This is a genomic window from Vibrio kyushuensis, from assembly GCF_050337325.1.
Classification (GTDB): Bacteria; Pseudomonadota; Gammaproteobacteria; order Enterobacterales; family Vibrionaceae; genus Vibrio; species Vibrio kyushuensis.
Map to the genome: position 1 here is coordinate 15256 of NZ_JAKJSV010000015.1, position 19335 is coordinate 34590.

The following is a 19335-nucleotide window of genomic DNA, read 5'->3' on the forward strand; positions in this document are numbered from 1 at the left end:
AAGAAAGTTAAGCTGAAACAGGTGTAACGTAGAGATAGATAGATAGAAAGTGGCAGACACTCCCGCCTAAAACAAACAGATGCCAAATAGCATGGTTGTAAGGGATACGCTTGATGACATAGAACACGACGCCTAACGAATAAATAAGCCCGCCCACAGCAAGTAGTATCAAGCCACCCATTTCTATATTTAACGCCAGCTGATAAATCACAACCAGCGACAACCAACCCATCGCTAAATAGGTGATCAGAGAAGCCTTTTTAAAGCGATAGACAAAAAACAGCTTCATAATGATGCCAACCAAAGCGATCAGCCAAATCACGATCATCAAACCGATTGCGAGTGGCGTTCTTAAACCGACCAATAAATAAGGGGTATAAGTACCTGCAATAAGGAGATAAATAGCGCAATGATCGAACGTTTTTAACCAACGTTTCGCTTTAGCGTAGGAGATAGAATGGTAAAGAGTAGAGGCAAGAAACAGGATGATGATGCTGGCACCATAAAGCCCCATACTGACAAACGTCAGTGTATCGGCTTGAGCAGCCATTGATTTTTGCAGTAATAGAACGAGCGCCACAATACCAAATAACACACCAAGACCATGGCTCACTGAGTTTGCGAGCTCTTCACGAGATGTATATTCAGTGCTAACCGAAGCTGTCATCACACCACCAACCTAGAATAATAATATCATTGGTTGGCAGTATGGCACATTTAAGCTTACACGTGTACGCTTAAATTATTAACTGTTCTCTAACAGCTACTTTCTAGGTATTCAAGAACCTGCTTTCCCGCCAATTCAGGATTGGTATCGAGAGGAATAATAAGCTCTCTTTTTAACTGTCCTAGCCCAAGAAGGCTCGCCAGCATTCCCTTCGCCCCTTCTCGATTTCTATCGACTTCAAACCAAAGCTTGATCGCATCACCTGTATGATGAGCAACGATTTCAACCTCTCGCCAACGACCATGATAAGGCCCCGTTGTCGGTACAAACTCGAATTCTTGCACAAAGGGCAACTCAAAGCCTTTTACCGCTTCACACTCTACCTGTCTAATTCGTAGACCTTGCTCTTCTAGCGCAGTAAAAATGCCATCCATTATCGGATCAGGTCGCACGGTGAGAATATCTTTGTCTGTTGGGTCGATAGCCATAGAAATATCTAAGCCAGTTTCGAGCCAAACTTTGGCATCACCAATGGTCACAGGCGTATTCAGTGGTACATCTAACTCAACATTAAAGTCTCGCTCTTCACCCGGTTTAATGGTGAAAGCATAGGGAAGACTCCAATTAGCTAAAGTATAAGTTTGATTAACACGGCGAGTACGTTCACCTTTCCCTTTTTCACCTTGATCGACAGGCACCTCTTCTACATAACGACAACAGAGTTTTAGCTCAATATTATCAATATCTTGCTCACTTGAACCGCCATATACATGAATGGTCACATTCACCCCTTGTCCGGGTAATAGCACTTCTTGTTGTAGTACCGAGTCGACCTTTGCCGAACCAATACCGAAACTTGCGAGGGTTTTCTTGAAAAACGACATACACACCTCCTTGATGAAGGTTCATAGTAACCATGAACCTTGTCTTAACTCAATCGAGCAACTGTGATTTCAACCACTGTTTCGATCGGTATTCGTAGACCAAACGGTAAGATTACATTTCGATCACATTATTATCATAATAACAAATCAAATCTACTGTTTAGATATCGACCAATGAAATGGTTGGTGCTAATCTAGTTTTGATATGTTCGCATATCATTACTCCTGAGTCGTTATTTGGATTGGCGAAAGCCAGAAGAGCCACCCTTCAAGCAATTGAAGCTCAACTCATAGCGATTTAGGCCATTAGATTGGCAATGGATGTGCCTGACCGTTAGGTAAATAAATGCGCCCAACACCCGTCAGGTTTGCGCACTCGAACCGTAGTGCGTCTCGTCGACGTAGTGGCTTTGCTACTGCTCCGACAGCTAAACCAGCAGCACCCGCTATGACGTTGGCGGAAAAGACAGCTCGCACAGTGTCAGATCCAACCAAAGAAATTAAAGCGGCTTAATAAAAAGCGCAGTGCTCACTGCGCTTTTTTACGCTTATAATTTATCAATCAAGCCTATCTAGCCTAGTAAAAGCCGCCATATTTGCTACATTGCCCATTCATAATGATAACAACGAGAGAAAAAAGTGAAGTGTCATCGAATTGAAGAATTACTTGAACTGCTAGAGCCTGAGTGGCAAAAAGATCAACAATTGAATCTATTACAATTTATTGTGAAGATTGCCCAAGAAGCGGGCTATGAAGATAAGCTAGAAGACCTCACTGATGACGTCCTCATCTATCATCTAAAAATGCGTAACAGTGAAAAAACGGAGATGATCCCGGGTCTAAAGAAAGACCAAGAAGATGATTTCAAAACGGCGATTTTACGCGCTCGGGGCATCGTTAAATAACGCCAATTATCTTTCCAAATTAAGCGACCTACTTAGGTCGCTTTTTTATTATTAGTCCTAAGTGTTTCATCTGTTATAGATTTTTTGTTATGAACTGTGGCTAATGTTAAACAATTAAATAGGCTATACACTGTATAATAACGCCCCTATAAAGACAGTGTTGGTACTGATTCATTTTCATACGCATCAGGCCATCCAAATAAATTGCAGTGTCGATAGAGTGTGAACATCAGAATTCGCACCTAATAGCCCCAGAAAAAGGATGACTTAATGAGTCAGGATAAGATCGATATTAAAGACGTGACCCCTAAAACGTTTAATCCCAAAACCCATAAAGGGAAGAAGGATCGATTTAACCCAAGTAGCGGAATTTATGTGCGCGAAAGTAAGGGGGCATTTCAAAAACTGCGTCGCTACGGCGGATGGTTTTTATTGGTTCTGTTCTCCATTATCCCTTGGATTCCTTACGGTGAACGCCAAGCCGTACTGCTCGATATTGCCGCGCAACAGTTTAATTTCTTTGGCACGACTCTTTATCCGCAGGATCTTACCCTACTCGCACTACTATTTATGATTGCTGCGTTTGGCCTATTCTTCCTGACCACCTTTTTAGGGCGAGTCTGGTGTGGCTATCTCTGCCCACAAACAGTATGGACCTTTATGTACATTTGGTTTGAGGAAAAGCTTGAAGGCAGTGCCAATAAAAGGCGTAAGCAAGATTCAGGAAAACTCACCTCAAAGTTAATAATGAGAAAAGCCCTTAAGCACTGCGCATGGATAGCCATCGCTTTAGCTACAGGCTTTACCTTTGTAGGATACTTCATTCCCATTAATGAGCTAATCGTTGGCTTCTTTACCTTTAGCGGTTCGTTCTGGCCAGTATTTTGGGTTCTATTCTTTGCTGGCTGTACCTACGCAAATGCAGGTTGGATGCGCTCTATCGTCTGTTTGCACATGTGTCCTTATGCCCGTTTCCAGTCAGCAATGTTTGATAAAGATACCTTTATTGTCGGTTACGATGCCAAACGTGGCGAAGATAGAGGCCCACGAGGTCGAAAAGCCAACCCTAAAGATCTCGGTTTAGGCGACTGTATTGATTGCGACTTATGCGTACAGGTTTGCCCAACAGGCATTGATATTCGTGACGGCCTGCAATACGAATGCATTAACTGCGGTGCCTGTATTGACGCATGTGACAAAACCATGGAACGCATGAAATACAAGAAAGGGCTGATCAGCTACACCACTGAGCATCAACTTGCCGGCCATAAGACCGACATAATGCGACCGAAGCTGATTGGATATGGCTTGATATTTATCGTCATGATCGGCTTATTCTTCGCTCAGATCGCGAGCGTTGAGCCTGCCGGTTTAAGTGTCATTCGAGATAGAAGTCAGCTATTTAGAGAAAATAATGCTGGTGAGATTGAGAATACGTACACCCTGAAAGTCATCAATAAAACTCAGCAAACTCAAAGCTATGACTTAGATGTTTCAGGCCTTGGCGATGCCACATGGTATGGTCGAAACACAATCCACGTAAAACCCGGTGAAGTACTGAACCTACCGATGAGTTTGGGTATAAATCCTGATAACTTAACCTCTCCTGTTACCACGATTCAGTTTATACTGTCAGACAGTGATGGTTTCAGAATAGAAGTAGAAAGCCGCTTCATTGGCGAGCTCTAACCGATATTCCCAAATTCAAATATTATGGAAAAGGCTCAGTAATGAGCCTTTTTAATTATGACCGAACAAGCATTTAACTTTAATGCACTTACTCCCGACTTCATGTGGTACGCACTAGAAAGTATTGGGATTCGTGCCGAATCTGGCTTTTTGCCACTCAACAGCTATGAAAACCGCGTTTATCAATTCACCGACGAAGAGCGCCAACGCTATGTGGTGAAATTTTACCGCCCAGAGCGTTGGAGTGAGCTTCAAATTCAAGAAGAGCATGACTTCACACTTGAATTGCACGACGCTGAAATACCCGTGGCCCCACCGTGCCGAATAAACGGCCATACAATGCATCAATACAAGGGCTACTTATTTGCTCTGTTTGTTAGTGTTGGTGGTAGGCAGTTCGAGGTCGATAACTTTGATCAGTTAGAAGGCGTGGGACGATTTTTAGGTCGAATTCACCAAGTAGGCCAGCAGCGAACTTTTGCTCATAGACCAACGATCAGTCTGGATGAATACCTTTATCAACCGAGAAAGCTATTAGAGAACTCGTCTTTTATTCCAATGCACTTAGAGAAAGCGTTCTTTAGCGATCTCGACCTACTAATCTCTCGCCTTGAAGAGCAGTGGCAACCCCAAGTCGATATTATTCGACTTCACGGAGACTGCCATCCTGGTAATATTTTGTGGCGAGATGGACCGATGTTTGTGGATCTGGATGACTCTAGAAATGGTCCTGCGGTTCAAGATTTATGGATGCTGATCAACGGCGATCGGGCCGATAAAATGGCCCAGTTAGATATCATTTTGGAAGCTTATCAAGAGTTTTGCGACTTTGATCACTCACAGCTGAAACTTATTGAGCCTTTGCGCGGTCTACGAATGGTCTACTATATGGCTTGGTTAGCAAAAAGATGGCAGGATCCTGCTTTTCCACTCGCTTTCCCTTGGTTTAATGATCCAAAATACTGGGAAAGCCAAGTCTTAGGTTTTAAAGAACAAATTGCGGCTTTGAGTGAACCTTCACTATCACTCACACCACAATGGTAATGGGCAATTGCCTGATAAATAGAATATGGAGATACCAATGAAGAAGCTGTTTGCACTTTTCGCGACACTGATGCTTAGCCTGACTACTCACGCGGCTCAATTTGAAGAAGGACAGCACTACAAAGTGCTGGATTTGGAGCCATCAAAAAAACCAATTGTGACTGAGTTCTTCTCATTCTACTGCCCTCACTGTAACTCTCTTGAGCCTGTGATTGAGCAGTTAAAAGAGCAACTTCCTGAAGGCGCAAAGCTACAAAAGAACCACGTTTCTTTCATGGGTGGATCGATGGGCGCTCCTGTTAGCAAAGCTTATGCGACCATGGTTGCACTAAAAATTGAAGATAAAATGGTCCCTATTCTGTTTAATCGCATTCATAACATGGGCAAGCCACCTAAAAACGAAGACGCACTACGCCAAATCTTCATTGATGAAGGTATCGACGCTAACAAGTATGACGCTGCCTATAATGGCTTTGCGGTAGATTCGATGGTACGTCGCTTTGATAAGCAGTTCCAAGACAGTGGTTTAACTGGTGTTCCGGCTGTGGTTGTTAACCATCGCTACCTTGTTCAAGCGCAGTCAATCAAAACAACGACTGAGTACTTTGAATTAGTGAACTACTTATTAACTAAATAGCTAATCTAGTTATTAAAATCAATCTAAGGGGAGCAATAATTTGCTCCCTTTTTCTTAAAAATAAATCATATACTCCCACAAAGCATACAGTATAGTTATGACACTCAATCAAGGTGACGGAGAACCTGATGAAAGCTAACTATTTACTACTAACGACACTATTAATAGCCACGCCAAGCCATGCGAAACTCTCAGACAGCAATGGTTTTAGTGGTGAAATATCACTCAACAGTGTCTACGCTTCGCAAGAGTCTCACCTTAGTACCGATGCTGATGCCACCCTCGAGAGCCTAGATCAATCAACAAAAAGCAGTGACTCCTTTATCGTCGCACCCTTAGGCAATCTTGCTTACACTTTTGGTCAATCAAATCAGCAGATCTATTTTGGTACGACTCGTGATGATATTGCAGTGGGTACTCTCGCACTTCAGTTGGGCTACAAATACCAACTGCCATCATCCACTATTATCGATCTTGCGTATCTACCGACTGTCATGGCTGGTAGCGTTTGGCAAGACCCGTATAATACTGATAATGATCGGAAAGAGACGGATGTTGATGGTAATGCCTATCGATTAAAACTCTCTAAAATTGCTGGCAGCCGAGTTTCAATTGATATGGCCTATGGAGATAAAGATGTAGAGCAAGATACGACGGATATTTCTGAACTCGCACGCGATGCGGAAACCTATTTTATTAAGGGACAGGTCGGTATTCCTCTTAGCCAAACAACAATTATTTCCCCTTCCATTGCCTATACAAAACAAAAATCAAAAGGGGAAGCAAACAGCTTTGATGGTTATCGTGGTGAAGTAAGCTTATTCCAATTTTTTGGAGCCCATCAAATAGCACTTACCGCTTCCTACTCACTACAGGACTATCAAGCGGTTAATCCATTATTTGGGCAAACTCGCTCTGAAAATACGCTCTCTTTTTTTGCCGCGTATGAGTACCAAAATCTAATGGGTTGGAAAAACTGGTCACTGATTTCATTTGTTGGCTATGATCAGACCGATGCTAATATCGATTTTTATGACGAGTCACAAACGATCGTAACATTCGGTGTTAACTATAAGTTTTAATCAGCACTTTTTAGTCGGCACTTACAGACCGTGAGATTACACCGCCTGTAACGTCAGTTGCTTTAGCAATCTATCCATCGCTCGATAGCCAAGCGCTTCTGCTAAGTGAGGTTTGGCTATCTGCTGTGCCCCGTCTAAATCTGCAATGGTTCTCGCCACTTTAATAATTCGATGATAGGCACGAATAGAAAGCCCAAGTCGATGCAAGGCCGTTTCTAGATATTGTGCATCGACCTTTTCTAACGGGCAGTATCGTTCGACCTCTCGACTACCCAATAACGCATTAACCACACCACTTCTTTGGTGCATGCGCTCCCTAGCAATCTCTACCCGCTGCTTAACCACCTTTGTGGGCTCACCTCTATCACCCCCTTCCGCTAGTACGCCTTTTGGTAAGACAGGGATCTCTATCGACATATCAAACCGATCCAGCAATGGGCCAGACAAACGGTTCAAATAACGCAAAATAAGCTGAGGGTTGGTCCGAGTATTATTGCCTTCATAATAACCCGTAGGGCTTGGGTTTAGCGCACCCACTAATTGGAACCGAGCCGGGAAGCGTGTTTTACCTTGAGCCCTAGAGATTATAATCTCCCCTGACTCTAAGGGTTCTCTTAATGAATCCAGTACCTTGCGTTCAAATTCGGGCATCTCATCTAAGAACAGCAGTCCGTTATGAGCCAACGATATCTCACCCGGGCGAGGGATAGAGCCGCCACCAACCAATGCCGCCATAGAGCTTGAATGATGAGGAGAGCGAAAAGGTCGCTGCTTCCAATTATTTTCATTGATCTCTTGCTGAGTTAACGAGGCAACCGATGCCGTTTCCATCGCCTCACTTTCCGACATTTCAGGCAATAAATCACACAACCGAGAAGCCAGCATGGTTTTTCCCGTACCGGGTGGACCCAAAAAAAGCAGGTTATGGTTTCCCGCTGCCGCTATCTCTAACGCTCGTTTACCTTGTTGCTGCCCAATAATATCTTGTAGATCACGTGTTAACTTCCGTTCACTAAACTTCGCCTTGGTTTGGAACAGATCGAGTGACTGTTGACCACACAATTCAGCGCACACCTCCAACAAGCTTTGTGCCGACTTATGAATTTCCTTACCAACTAACGCAGCTTGATCACCATTTAAGTGAGGCACGATTAAACAACGTTTAGCTTTATTAGCCGCAAGAGCCGCAGGTAACACGCCTTTTACAGAGCGAAGCTCACCAGAGAGCGCTAGTTCACCAATAAACTCCCGATCCGTCAGTTTATCGATTGGGATCTGATCTGAGGCAGCTAAAACCCCCAATGCAATTGGCAAATCAAATCGCCCGCCCTCTTTAGGAAGATCGGCAGGTGCAAGATTGACGGTTATACGCTTGGCTGGAAACTCAAATCGAGAATTAATGATGGCACTACGAACACGATCCTTTGCTTCTTTAACCGTGGTTTCAGGTAAGCCGACTAAGCTAAAACCAGGAAGCCCATTACTAATATGAACCTCAACAGTGACCTCTGGTGCTTCAACCCCAACACAGGCGCGACTATTAACTATGGCTAATCCCATATAACTTCCCTTTTGATAACTATTCACAGCCATTATTGAATGGCTATTATTTGAGTAAGGATGTTATATAACGTGTCGGTATGCTGATAGAATGTGAAAAAAGAATGAGTTTTTGCTTGTCATTTAACGGAAATATATGTTACCACTAGGTATACAAACAAATTTGTTCAATATTTAATAGAATTTAAGACAGACAAAAGAAATAAGATGAACTTCAAAGCCCGCATCAACACTCTGGTACTCCTGATTATCGTGGTCATTATTGACACCACGCGGGGGCTAGTGGGCAGCAGATAACCACAAGATTTTAAAAACCCCCGCACTGAAAAGTCCGGGGGTTTTTTTACAACTAATTAGACTGAAGCTCATCCTGATTGACTTAACATTAGACTAAGCAATCAGACATGACAGGAAGAATGGGAGCGCACATGAAGTGCAACAAACACAACAATATGGGAGGCATGTAATGACAGGTGCTGAATTAGTCGTTTCTGCTTTAACCCAGCAAGGAATCAAAACGGTATTTGGTTATCCAGGTGGCGCTATCATGCCAATCTACGATGCCTTATACGATGGCGGTGTTGAGCATATTCTTTGCCGACACGAGCAAGGCGCAGCAATGGCTGCAATTGGAATGGCACGCGCAACACAAGATGTCGCCGTATGTATGGCAACGTCAGGCCCGGGAGCTACCAACTTAGTAACTGGCCTTGCTGATGCATTTCTTGATTCCGTACCGATGGTTGCTATCACCGGTCAGGTCGCAAGCTCTCATATTGGTACCGATGCCTTCCAAGAGATGGATGTGATTGGTATGTCTCTCTCATGTACTAAGCACAGCTACTTAGTCACAGACATCAACGAACTCGCTCCAACCTTGGCGGAAGCCTTTGAAGTAGCTAAAACAGGTCGTCCAGGCCCTGTTATTGTTGATATCGCTAAAGATGTACAACTCGCACAAGCGCCTGTTTCTATTCTTCCTCCATTTACACCACCAGCAATACCAGTTGCTAGTGTTGACGATATCGCTAAAGCGCAAGAGGTGCTTTCACAAAGTACTCGCCCTGTTCTTTATGTTGGTGGCGGCGTTCAACTAGCCCATGCAACAGAAAGCGTTCGTGAGTTTTTACGCCTAAATCCAATGCCGTCAGTCAGCACATTAAAAGGGCTTGGCTCTGTTGAACGTCACGACCCACATTATTTGGGCATGCTAGGGATGCACGGCACCAAAGCCGCCAACCTAGTGGTACAAGAGTGTGACCTGTTATTTGTTGTCGGCGCTCGTTTTGATGACCGAGTAACCGGCAAGCTTGATACCTTTGCTCCTCACGCTAAAGTCATACACCTAGACATCGACGCGGCTGAATTTAACAAGCTGCGCACGGCAAATGCTTCTCTACGTGGTGACATTAACGTTATTCTTCCTCAACTGGAGCTAAGCCAAGATATCAACCCTTGGGTTCAGCACAGTGAAAGCCTACGTAAAGGTTTTAAGTGGCGCTACGATCATCCAGGTGATCTAATTTTTGCTCCACTGCTTCTTAAGCAACTTTCTGAAATGATGCCAGAGAGCAGTATTATCTCGACCGATGTGGGCCAGCACCAAATGTGGGCTGCACAGCACATTCAGCCGCGTAATCCGCAAAACTTCATCACCTCTGCAGGTCTGGGAACGATGGGCTTTGGCTTGCCAGCGGCAATGGGTGCAGCAGTTGGCAGACCCGACGATCAGTCAATTCTAATCTCGGGTGACGGTTCATTTATGATGAACATACAAGAGCTTGGCACATTAAAGCGTCGCCAGATCCCTGTAAAAATGGTGCTACTGAACAACTCTCGTTTAGGCATGGTTCGTCAATGGCAATCACTGTTCTTTGATGGCCGCCACAGTGAAACAATTCTGGATGACAACCCAGACTTCGTAATGCTTGCTAAAGCCTTCGATATTCCAGGTAAAACTATCACCAAGAAAGAAGAAGTTGAGCCAGCCCTGAAAGAGATGCTAGAAAGTAAAACCGCGTATCTGCTTCATGTCATTATTGATGAAGAAGAGAATGTATGGCCGCTAGTTCCACCTGGTGCGTCGAACAGCGAAATGCTAGAGAACACATAGGAAGCGCCAAAATGGAAAGATACTTACTCGACATCAAAGCGGATGATAAACCGGTACTCCTTGAGCGTGTACTGAGAGTCGTGCGCCACCGTGGCTTTGTTGTAAAACAAGTTGCAGGAACACAGAACCATGAAAGCAAGGTTGCGAGCGTTGAGATCATTGTCGACAGTGATCGCCCAATCTCTTTTTTGACCAATCAAATAGAAAAATTATGGGACGTTCGTAGCGTTGATGTCACGATTATCAGCAATGACGAACTGCCAAATAACAACTTACAACAAAAGATTAGTGCATAAGGAAGACAGCAATGACAGCTAAAACAGCAGACTACATTTGGTTTAATGGTGAGATGGTTCCTTGGGCTGAAGCCAATGTCCACGTTCTAACTCATGCTATGCACTACGGCACCTCGGTTTTTGAAGGTGTGCGCTGCTACAACACGCCAAATGGTCCGGTTATCTTCCGCCACCCTGAGCACGCTAAGCGCCTGAAGGACTCTGCAAAAATCTATCGTTTCCCAATTCCTTATACAGAGGAAGAGATCATGGAAGCGACCCGCGAAACTCTACGTCAAAACAAGCTTGATTCTGCTTACATCCGCCCACTGGGTTTTGTTGGCAATGTTGGCCTTGGTGTTTGTCCTCCTGAAGATTCGGTAATGGAGCTAATCATCGCTGCATTCCCTTGGGGCTCTTACCTTGGTGAAGAAGCGCTAGAAAACGGTGTTGATGCGATGATTTCAAGCTGGAACCGCGCAGCGCCAAATACTATTCCAACCGCAGCAAAAGCCGGTGGTAACTACCTATCTTCTCTACTCGTTGGTGGTGAAGCTCGTCGTAACGGTTACGATGAAGGTATCGCACTCAGTGTCGATGGTTATTTATCTGAAGGGGCTGGCGAGAATATTTTTGTTATTCGCAATGGCATTCTTTCAACGCCACCAGCAACCAGCGCAATCCTACCAGGCATCACTCGCGACACGATAATGACTCTTGCTAAAGAGCGAGGTTATGAAGTACGTGAAGAGAATATTGCTCGTGAAGCGCTATACCTTGCTGATGAAGTATTCATGACAGGAACCGCGGCAGAAATCGTACCGGTTCGTACAGTCGATAAGATAGAAGTCGGCACAGGTAAACGCGGCCCTATCACGAAAGTACTGCAAGCAGATTACTTTGGTCTATTTAATGGCACCACGGAAGATAAGTGGGGCTGGCTTGACTACGTCTACCCTGAGAATGCACCGTCAGCGAAATAATTGAAAAGGAAATTCCAATGTCTACGGCTCCAAAAAACAAGTACCGCAGTGCAACAACTACCCATGGACGTAACATGGCGGGCGCACGTGCATTATGGCGTGCAACAGGCGTAAAAGATGAAGATTTCGGTAAGCCGATCATCGCCGTTGTAAACTCATTCACTCAATTCGTTCCAGGCCACGTGCACCTAAAAGACATGGGTCAACTGGTTGCAGGCGAGATTGAAAAAGCAGGCGGTATCGCAAAAGAATTCAACACCATCGCGGTTGATGATGGTATTGCAATGGGTCACGGCGGCATGCTGTACTCATTGCCTTCACGCGAGCTGATCGCTGATTCGGTTGAGTACATGGTCAACGCGCACTGTGCAGACGCCATGGTGTGTATCTCTAACTGTGACAAAATCACTCCGGGAATGATGATGGCAGCGATGCGCCTTAACATCCCAGTAATTTTTGTTTCAGGCGGTCCAATGGAAGCAGGTAAAACCAAGCTTTCAGACCAAATCATCAAGCTAGACTTAGTTGATGCGATGATTCAAGGCGCTGACCCATCTATTTCAGATGAGCAAAGCGAGCAAGTTGAGCGTTCAGCATGTCCAACATGTGGTTCTTGTTCAGGTATGTTCACTGCGAACTCAATGAACTGTTTAACCGAAGCACTTGGTTTATCTCAGCCAGGTAACGGTTCAATGTTGGCGACTCACGCTGACCGTGAACAGCTGTTTATTAATGCTGGTAAACGTGTTGTAGAGCTAACTAAACGCTACTACGAGCAAGGCGATGATTCAGCTCTACCACGCAACATTGCAAACCGTGCAGCTTTTGAAAATGCGATGGCGTTAGATATCGCAATGGGCGGCTCAAGCAACACCGTACTTCACCTATTAGCTTCTGCTCAAGAAGGTGAGATTGAATTCGATATGGACGATATCGATGAGATGTCTCGCCGTGTACCTCACCTATGCAAGGTTGCCCCTTCAACACCTAAGTACCACATGGAAGATGTTCACCGCGCTGGTGGTGTTATGGCTATCCTTGGTGAACTAGACAGAGCAGGCTTACTTAACGGTGATACTCGTACTGTGCTTAACCTTTCAATGAAAGAGCAATTGGCGCAATACGACATCATGCAAACGGAAGATGAAGAAGTACTTAAGTTCTTCCGCGCTGGCCCTGCAGGTATTCGTACTACCAAAGCTTTCTCTCAAGATTGCCGCTGGGATCGCCTAGATGACGATCGTAAAGAAGGCTGTATTCGCACCAAAGAAAACGCGTTTAGCCAAGAAGGCGGACTCGCGGTTCTTTCGGGTAACATCGCAGTTGACGGCTGTATCGTAAAAACAGCTGGTGTTGACGAAGAAAACCTAAAATTCCAAGGCCCAGCCGTGGTATTTGAAAGCCAAGACGACGCTGTAGAAGGCATCTTGGGCGGAAAAGTAAAAGCAGGCGAAGTGGTTATTATTCGCTACGAAGGTCCTAAAGGCGGCCCTGGCATGCAAGAGATGCTGTATCCAACGACTTACCTTAAGTCTATGGGCTTAGGTAAATCTTGTGCACTTCTGACTGACGGTCGCTTCTCTGGTGGTACTTCGGGTCTTTCGATTGGTCACGCTTCTCCAGAAGCAGCAAGTGGCGGTACGATTGGCTTGGTTAATAGTGGCGATATCATCACCATTGATATTCCAAACCGTTCAATCACGCTTGATGTTGCAGAGGATGAACTAGCCGCACGTCGTGCTAAACAAGACGAACTTGGTTGGAAACCAGCCGATCGTCAACGTGAAGTGTCATTTGCTCTTAAAGCTTATGCAAGTATGGCGACCAGTGCAGACAAAGGCGCTGTACGCGATAAGTCTAAGCTAGAGGGGTAATCCCATGACTGAAGCTTTTTTAGCAAAAGAAGGCCATCAAACTGGTGCAGATTATCTGCGCCAGATCCTTCGAGCACCTGTATATGAAGTTGCTTCGGTAACACCACTGCAAGATATGCCTCGCTTATCTGAACGCATTGGTAACCAAGTACAACTTAAACGTGAAGACCGCCAACCTGTGCACTCGTTCAAATTACGTGGTGCTTACAACATGGTGGCAAGCTTATCGGAAGCACAGAAATCGGCAGGAGTGATTACAGCCTCTGCAGGTAATCACGCTCAAGGTTTAGCGCTATCAGGTACAAAGCTGGGCATCATCACAACTATTGTGATGCCAAAAACGACGCCAGATATCAAAGTCGAAGCGGTACGCAGCTTTGGTGGTAACGTTGTTCTTCATGGCAGCAATTTTGATGAAGCGAAAGCAGAAGCTGAGCGTTTGTCAGCTGAACATGGCTATACCTTTGTTCCTCCTTTCGATCACCCTTTAGTGATCGCAGGGCAAGGTACGATTGGTATGGAGATGCTGCAGCAAAATGGGCACTTAGATTATATCTTTGTTCCTGTTGGCGGCGGCGGTTTAGCGGCTGGTGTAGCTGTACTGATTAAACAGCTAATGCCTGAAATCAAAGTAATTGCGGTAGAGCCTGAAGACTCATCTTGTCTCAAAGCAGCACTTGATGCAGGAGAACCTGTTGTGCTTGACCAAGTCAGCATGTTTGCTGATGGCGTAGCGGTTAAGCGCATTGGTGAAGAGACCTTCCGCTTATGCCAAAAATACATTGATGGGCATATTGCTGTTTCCAGTGATGAGATCTGCTCTGCAGTCAAAGATATCTTTGAAGACACTCGTGCGATTGCTGAACCTTCTGGCGCTGTCGCGCTCGCTGGCCTCAAGAAGTTTACCGAACAGAACCAACTGAAAGACAAACAATTAGGGACAGTGCTGTCTGGTGCTAATACCAATTTCCACGGTCTTCGTTATGTTTCTGAACGTTGTGAACTTGGTGAGAAACGTGAAGGTCTTTTAGCTGTGACTATTCCAGAGCGACAAGGTGCCTTCTTTGAGTTCTGCAATATCATTGGCGGCCGTGCGGTGACTGAGTTTAATTACCGTTATAACGATGACAGCCTAGCGAATATTTTTGTGGGTGTTCGTTTGCAAGGTGGGCAAGAAGAGCTGCAACATATCATCAAAGACCTACGTGATGGCGGCTACCCTGTTGTCGATCTCTCTGAAGATGAAATGGCTAAATTGCACGTTCGCTACATGATTGGTGGCAAGCCTTCGAAACCACTCAAAGAACGTCTGTATAGCTTTGAATTCCCAGAATACCCTGGAGCCCTGCTTAAGTTCTTAAGCACCCTTGGTACACACTGGAACATCAGTCTGTTTAACTACCGCAACCATGGCGCAGATTATGGCCGTGTTCTCTGTGGTTTTGAGCTTGATGAAAGCGATTTAGCACAATTCTCAACCCACCTTCGTGAGCTTGGGTATCAGTGCAAAGATGAAACCGATAACCCGTCGTATCAGTTCTTTCTCTCTTAATTGCAGTTGAAGCCAATAATCGCCAAAGCCAGTCTCAATGACTGGCTTTTTTATCTTTTGTACTCACTGTAGAAAAAACAGACAAAATGCGTGATACGCATAGAGTTAATGCTAAAGTTTCATTTTAGTCATGATAGTTTAAAGACTAAACTAGCTGTAATTTCTTTGCTGTTTATATGAACTGTTGTCTATATGAACAATGCATCCTATTTGGAGAATCACATGTTTAACGCCTTAGTCCTAAACCAAGAAGAAAAACGCACCATCGCTAACGTCGAGCAGATCGATGTATCACAGCTGCCAGAGGGTGAAGTCCTGATTGATGTCGACTACTCATCACTTAACTACAAAGATGGCTTAGCAATTACAGGCAAAGGCAAAATTATTCGTAACTTCCCAATGGTTCCCGGCATTGATTTAGCGGGCACCGTTGTGAGTTCAGAAGATGGACGCTACCAAACAGGTGATAGCGTTGTTCTAACTGGCTGGGGCGTGGGTGAGAACCATTGGGGTGGCATGGCACAAAAAGCCCGTCTAAAAGCAGATTGGTTAGTACCACTAGCAAAAGGTCTTGATAGCAAAAAAGCGATGATGATCGGCACCGCTGGTTTTACTGCGATGCTATGTGTTCAAGCTATCGTTGATGCTGGCGTTAAACCAGAAACAGGTGAAATTCTTGTGACTGGCGCAAGTGGTGGTGTAGGTTCTGTTGCTGTAACCCTCCTTGCTCAGCTTGGCTATAAAGTTGCTGCTGTTACGGGCCGCGTTGAACAAAATGGTCCACTACTAGAAAAGCTTGGTGCAAGTCGTATTATTGATCGTACAGAGTTTGAAGAGCCTGCTCGTCCACTTGAAAAGCAGATCTGGGCTGGCGCGGTTGATACAGTAGGTAGCAAAGTTCTAGCAAAGGTTCTAGCGCAAATGGATTACAACAGTGCGGTTGCCGCCTGTGGTCTCGCGGGTGGTTTTGATTTACCAACGACAGTCATGCCGTTCATTCTACGTAACGTTCGTCTGCAAGGTATTGATTCAGTCTCTTGCCCAACAGAAAAGCGCATCGCGGCTTGGGATAAACTAGTAGAACTACTACCTGAAAGCTACTTTGAACAAGCATGTACTGAAGTAGCGTTAGCAGAAGCGCCAAAGTTTGCTGAAGACATAACTAACGGTCAAGTGACTGGACGCGTAGTTATTAAATTGTAAGGCTCACATTAAGCTATAACTCGATTTTTCAGCAATTAAATTGAGTTCTGTACCGCTTAAATAGCAAAAGGCTTTAGGGAGACCTAAAGCTTTTTTCGATCCAAAACGAACTGGTTTTCTATAGCATCAGCAACTAACCATCCAACCCCATATCTTCCACTCGCTTGGCAATCAAACGGCCACACTCCTCTTTGACAATACTTCGTAGCCACTCTTGTGCTGGTGAGTGTTCACATCGTGGATGCCAAATCATCGAGTAATCAAACGGGGTAAACTGGAATGGCAGCGGCTTAACCGCTAAATCGTAACGCTCCGCAACTAAGTAGGCTAAATCAGCGGGAACGGTAATAATGATAGGCATAGTATCAACAATCGCGAGCGCCGCTTCTAGATGATATGCGCGCAACACCATTTTAGGCTGTGGATTGCCAACAAGAGACTGATCAAGCAGCGCCTTCACCCCATCACTGATCGCAATCATCGCATGTGGATAGCTTAAATAGTCACGCAAGTTCATCTCTTTATCTGCAAGTGGATGCTGCTTTGAAAGCAAGCAAAGCACACCTACTCGACCTAGAACTTCACTGCGCAGCGGTTCAACAGTTCCTGTCGGGCGACAAATCGCTAAGTCAGCCCCTTCATAGGTGAGTTGATCAGAGAGCCTGTCGTGCTGAAGTGGCAAAAAATTAAACGACACATTAGGTGCTTCTTGATAAATACGCGGCAATGCAAAGGGAAGAATTGTCTGCATCGCGTAATCGGTAGTGGCGATTGAGAAGCTCTGATCGCAGCTTTGCGGTTCAAAATCCAGTGGTGAAAGTAGCTGACGAAGCGATTCCAAAGGCTCACCCAGTGAGCGATCAATCTCGAGTGCTTTTTCCGTTGGAATAAGGTGCTGGCCTTGACGGGTAAAAAGAGGGTCATCTAGTAGATGGCGAAGCCGGCCAAGAACACGGCTCATGGCAGATTGGCTGAGATTCAAACGAGCAGCGGCTTTACTCACGCTGCACTCTTCAATTAATACTCGTAATGCGACGAGTAAATTGAGGTCTTTCCGGTAAACCTCTTCTAATTCCACGGGTTGGCTCCACTACTATAACAATCTTTAGTGTAACCTCTGGGCAAAAAAAATCCCGCTTTTCAGCGGGGAAGCCCAAGAAAACTGGGGTAGTGTCGGAATGTATTCGTGTGTAGTCTTACAAGTGCGCAGTCTATGCTTAAGTGTAGAAAAGCCTAAACCGTGTTAATTTTTTTGCTCTTCAGATGTGCCCGTCCAACGGCGCATCTCAAGCCAAATCCCTAAAATCGTTGCACTTAAACCAAATAATGGCATTAAAGACGGTTCAGCTGGTGTACGTAGTACCAAAGCGCAAAATGAGATAAAACAAAGAACCGAGTAGATGGTCAATCTATCTAGTGCTGTCAACATATTAGCTCCCTGCTTATTTTGCTGAAATGGCATTTGTTACCAACTTGTTAACTAAATTAAAACATATTGATCGATTTGCCAAGAGAATATTGAATATTTTTTCTCCATTAGTATTATCTACCGCTCTAACGCTGTAATTGAGATATCACCATGACTTTTGATCCAAAACTTGCCACCCACACACTAGAAGCAGAAGGGCTACGATGCCCAGAGCCGGTAATGATGGTGAGAAAAACAATTAGGACGATGAAAGATGGCGACGTGCTACTAGTCAAAGCAGATGACCCTTCAACAACTCGTGATATTCCAAGCTTTTGCCGCTTTATGGATCACGAACTCATCTCATCAAAAGTAGAAGAATTGCCTTACCTGTATCTAATTAAAAAAGGCATCGCTTAACCTGATCAAAAAAGGGCACAACGTCAAACGCAGTGCCCTCTCAATTCAATAATTTGGTCTACTCTAATTCTTGCTCATGAACCCGAGATTGAAGTGTAGTGATCTGTTTTTGCATATTTCGCATCTCTTGATGCATTGGAATAATGTGAGCGACTCGAATCCACGACTCAACCATTAACCCTGTCATCAAAATTGCCCCAACCACCATTGGCAACCACATTTCAGTTAATACCACACCAAGTAGCGTGATCGCCAAACCAAATGTGAACAGATAGCTCTGACTTTGCGGTGTCATACCCATATAACGTGTCAGCATAATAGTGCCCTCTCGCTTTTAGGAATTGTTTACTTTTTACACTATTAAATTAGCATGAAAAATATGACATTTATGTGTCAAAGCGAGCGATATTGTCTAGGATCGAATCACTTATTGATCCAGTTCAATATCGCCTTCTATTCTCTCTTTTTCTGTTATTGATCTCTAAAATAGAGCTGCCGCGATAGCCAATCCAACAAATAGTATTGCGGTGACTTTTCGGATCAGAGCCAGAGGCATTTTATCTGCTGATAGCTTGCCGATGATCACCACAGGGACATTAGCCAGTAGCATTCCTATCGTTGTCCCCAAAATAACCCACATTAGCGCATCAGAATATTGCGCCCCAAGTATTGACGTCGCTATCTGAGTTTTATCACCAATTTCAGCGATGAAAAATGCGATAAAGCTCGCTACGAAAGGACCTCTGTTCGATATTTTCTCATCGTCATCGAGTTTATCAGGAATAAGAATCCAACCCGCCATGGCGATAAAGCTCACCACTAACACCCATTTTAAGACATCAGGTGACAGGTAATCAGCCACAACAACGCCGAGCCACGCGGCTAACGCATGATTGGCTAAGGTTGCAAAAAAGATCGCAGCAATGATTGGAATTGGTTTTCGGTATCGACTTGCTAAGAGTAACGACAGCAGTTGGGTCTTATCGCCAATTTCTGCTAATGCTACGGTGGTTATAGATATTGCTAAAACGCTCACGA

General features: G+C 44.7%; 20 protein-coding genes. 13 read left to right on the forward strand and 7 right to left on the reverse strand.

All coding sequences use genetic code 11. The features are described from left to right. Positions 1–7 precede the first annotated feature (7 nt). Positions 8–667, reverse strand: coding sequence for a PAQR family membrane homeostasis protein TrhA (trhA, locus tag L4D20_RS22570; protein WP_428803834.1), 660 nt, complete (start codon positions 665–667; stop codon positions 8–10). Positions 668–756: 89 nt separating this feature from the next. Further along, positions 757–1551 (reverse strand): sporulation protein, encoded by a 795-nt coding sequence (locus L4D20_RS22575; RefSeq protein ID WP_428803835.1) that lies wholly within the window; start codon positions 1549–1551, stop codon positions 757–759. Positions 1552–1897: 346 nt separating this feature from the next. Here L4D20_RS22575 and L4D20_RS22580 point away from each other — a divergent pair, with 346 nt between their 5' ends. The 6 genes from L4D20_RS22580 to L4D20_RS22605 all read left to right on the forward strand — a co-directional run bounded on the left by L4D20_RS22580 (position 1898) and on the right by L4D20_RS22605 (position 6909). After that, on the forward strand, positions 1898–2065 hold the full coding sequence (locus tag L4D20_RS22580) for a hypothetical protein (protein ID WP_428803836.1): 168 nt from the start codon (positions 1898–1900) through the stop codon (positions 2063–2065). Positions 2066–2190: 125 nt separating this feature from the next. Further along, complete coding sequence (locus L4D20_RS22585; RefSeq protein ID WP_428803837.1) at positions 2191–2457, forward strand: YihD family protein; 267 nt, start codon at positions 2191–2193, stop codon at positions 2455–2457. A gap of 270 nt (positions 2458–2727) precedes the next feature. Further along, positions 2728–4146, forward strand: coding sequence for a cytochrome c oxidase accessory protein CcoG (ccoG, locus tag L4D20_RS22590; RefSeq protein ID WP_428803838.1), 1419 nt, complete (start codon positions 2728–2730; stop codon positions 4144–4146). Positions 4147–4203: 57 nt separating this feature from the next. Further along, positions 4204–5190: a serine/threonine protein kinase gene (locus L4D20_RS22595; RefSeq protein WP_428803839.1), complete on the forward strand. Its 987-nt coding sequence runs from the start codon at positions 4204–4206 to the stop codon at positions 5188–5190. A 37-nt stretch (positions 5191–5227) separates the two neighbouring features. Then, positions 5228–5827, forward strand: a complete 600-nt coding sequence (locus L4D20_RS22600; RefSeq protein WP_428803840.1) for a thiol:disulfide interchange protein DsbA/DsbL — start codon at positions 5228–5230, stop codon at positions 5825–5827. Between the two features lie 128 nt (positions 5828–5955). Further along, complete coding sequence (locus L4D20_RS22605; RefSeq protein ID WP_428803841.1) at positions 5956–6909, forward strand: DUF2860 domain-containing protein; 954 nt, start codon at positions 5956–5958, stop codon at positions 6907–6909. A gap of 36 nt (positions 6910–6945) precedes the next feature. Here the strand turns inward: L4D20_RS22605 and L4D20_RS22610 are convergent, their stop codons facing one another. Continuing rightward, positions 6946–8469 (reverse strand): YifB family Mg chelatase-like AAA ATPase, encoded by a 1524-nt coding sequence (locus tag L4D20_RS22610; RefSeq protein WP_428803842.1) that lies wholly within the window; start codon positions 8467–8469, stop codon positions 6946–6948. 466 nt (positions 8470–8935) lie between these two features. Here L4D20_RS22610 and ilvG point away from each other — a divergent pair, with 466 nt between their 5' ends. The 6 genes from ilvG (at position 8936) to acuI (ending at position 16469) form a co-directional block, all read left to right on the forward strand. Beyond that, the gene (gene ilvG / locus L4D20_RS22615; protein ID WP_428803843.1) at positions 8936–10582 is read left to right on the forward strand and encodes an acetolactate synthase 2 catalytic subunit; all 1647 of its coding nucleotides are present in this window, start codon (positions 8936–8938) and stop codon (positions 10580–10582) included. A gap of 11 nt (positions 10583–10593) precedes the next feature. Further along, the gene (gene ilvM / locus L4D20_RS22620) at positions 10594–10878 is read left to right on the forward strand and encodes an acetolactate synthase 2 small subunit (protein WP_428803844.1); all 285 of its coding nucleotides are present in this window, start codon (positions 10594–10596) and stop codon (positions 10876–10878) included. An 11-nt stretch (positions 10879–10889) separates the two neighbouring features. Then, the gene (locus tag L4D20_RS22625) at positions 10890–11840 is read left to right on the forward strand and encodes a branched-chain amino acid transaminase (RefSeq protein ID WP_428803845.1); all 951 of its coding nucleotides are present in this window, start codon (positions 10890–10892) and stop codon (positions 11838–11840) included. A gap of 17 nt (positions 11841–11857) precedes the next feature. Then, positions 11858–13714, forward strand: a complete 1857-nt coding sequence (ilvD, locus tag L4D20_RS22630) for a dihydroxy-acid dehydratase (RefSeq protein ID WP_428803846.1) — start codon at positions 11858–11860, stop codon at positions 13712–13714. 4 nt (positions 13715–13718) lie between these two features. Next, positions 13719–15266, forward strand: a complete 1548-nt coding sequence (gene ilvA, locus L4D20_RS22635; RefSeq protein WP_428803847.1) for a threonine ammonia-lyase, biosynthetic — start codon at positions 13719–13721, stop codon at positions 15264–15266. 222 nt (positions 15267–15488) lie between these two features. Continuing rightward, positions 15489–16469 carry an acrylyl-CoA reductase (NADPH) gene (acuI, locus tag L4D20_RS22640; RefSeq protein ID WP_428803848.1) on the forward strand — a complete coding sequence of 327 codons (981 nt, stop codon included), beginning with the start codon at positions 15489–15491 and terminating at the stop codon, positions 16467–16469. 133 nt (positions 16470–16602) lie between these two features. On the opposite strand, the gene L4D20_RS22645 is transcribed toward acuI, so the two are convergent. Continuing rightward, the gene (locus L4D20_RS22645; protein ID WP_428803849.1) at positions 16603–17547 is read right to left on the reverse strand and encodes a LysR family transcriptional regulator; all 945 of its coding nucleotides are present in this window, start codon (positions 17545–17547) and stop codon (positions 16603–16605) included. 165 nt (positions 17548–17712) lie between these two features. Next, positions 17713–17898, reverse strand: coding sequence for a hypothetical protein (locus tag L4D20_RS22650; RefSeq protein WP_428803850.1), 186 nt, complete (start codon positions 17896–17898; stop codon positions 17713–17715). Positions 17899–18048: 150 nt separating this feature from the next. Between L4D20_RS22650 and tusA the strand changes: the two genes are divergently transcribed. Beyond that, a complete protein-coding gene (tusA, locus tag L4D20_RS22655) occupies positions 18049–18297 on the forward strand; it encodes a sulfurtransferase TusA (RefSeq protein ID WP_428803851.1) in 249 nt (82 codons plus the stop codon). Between the two features lie 58 nt (positions 18298–18355). Here tusA and L4D20_RS22660 read toward each other — a convergent pair whose 3' ends face one another. Then, entirely contained in the window at positions 18356–18613 is a 258-nt protein-coding gene (locus tag L4D20_RS22660) for a hypothetical protein (RefSeq protein ID WP_428803852.1), read from the reverse strand. Between the two features lie 165 nt (positions 18614–18778). Next, positions 18779–19333: a TMEM165/GDT1 family protein gene (locus L4D20_RS22665; protein WP_428803853.1), complete on the reverse strand. Its 555-nt coding sequence runs from the start codon at positions 19331–19333 to the stop codon at positions 18779–18781. Positions 19334–19335: the final 2 nt, after the last annotated feature.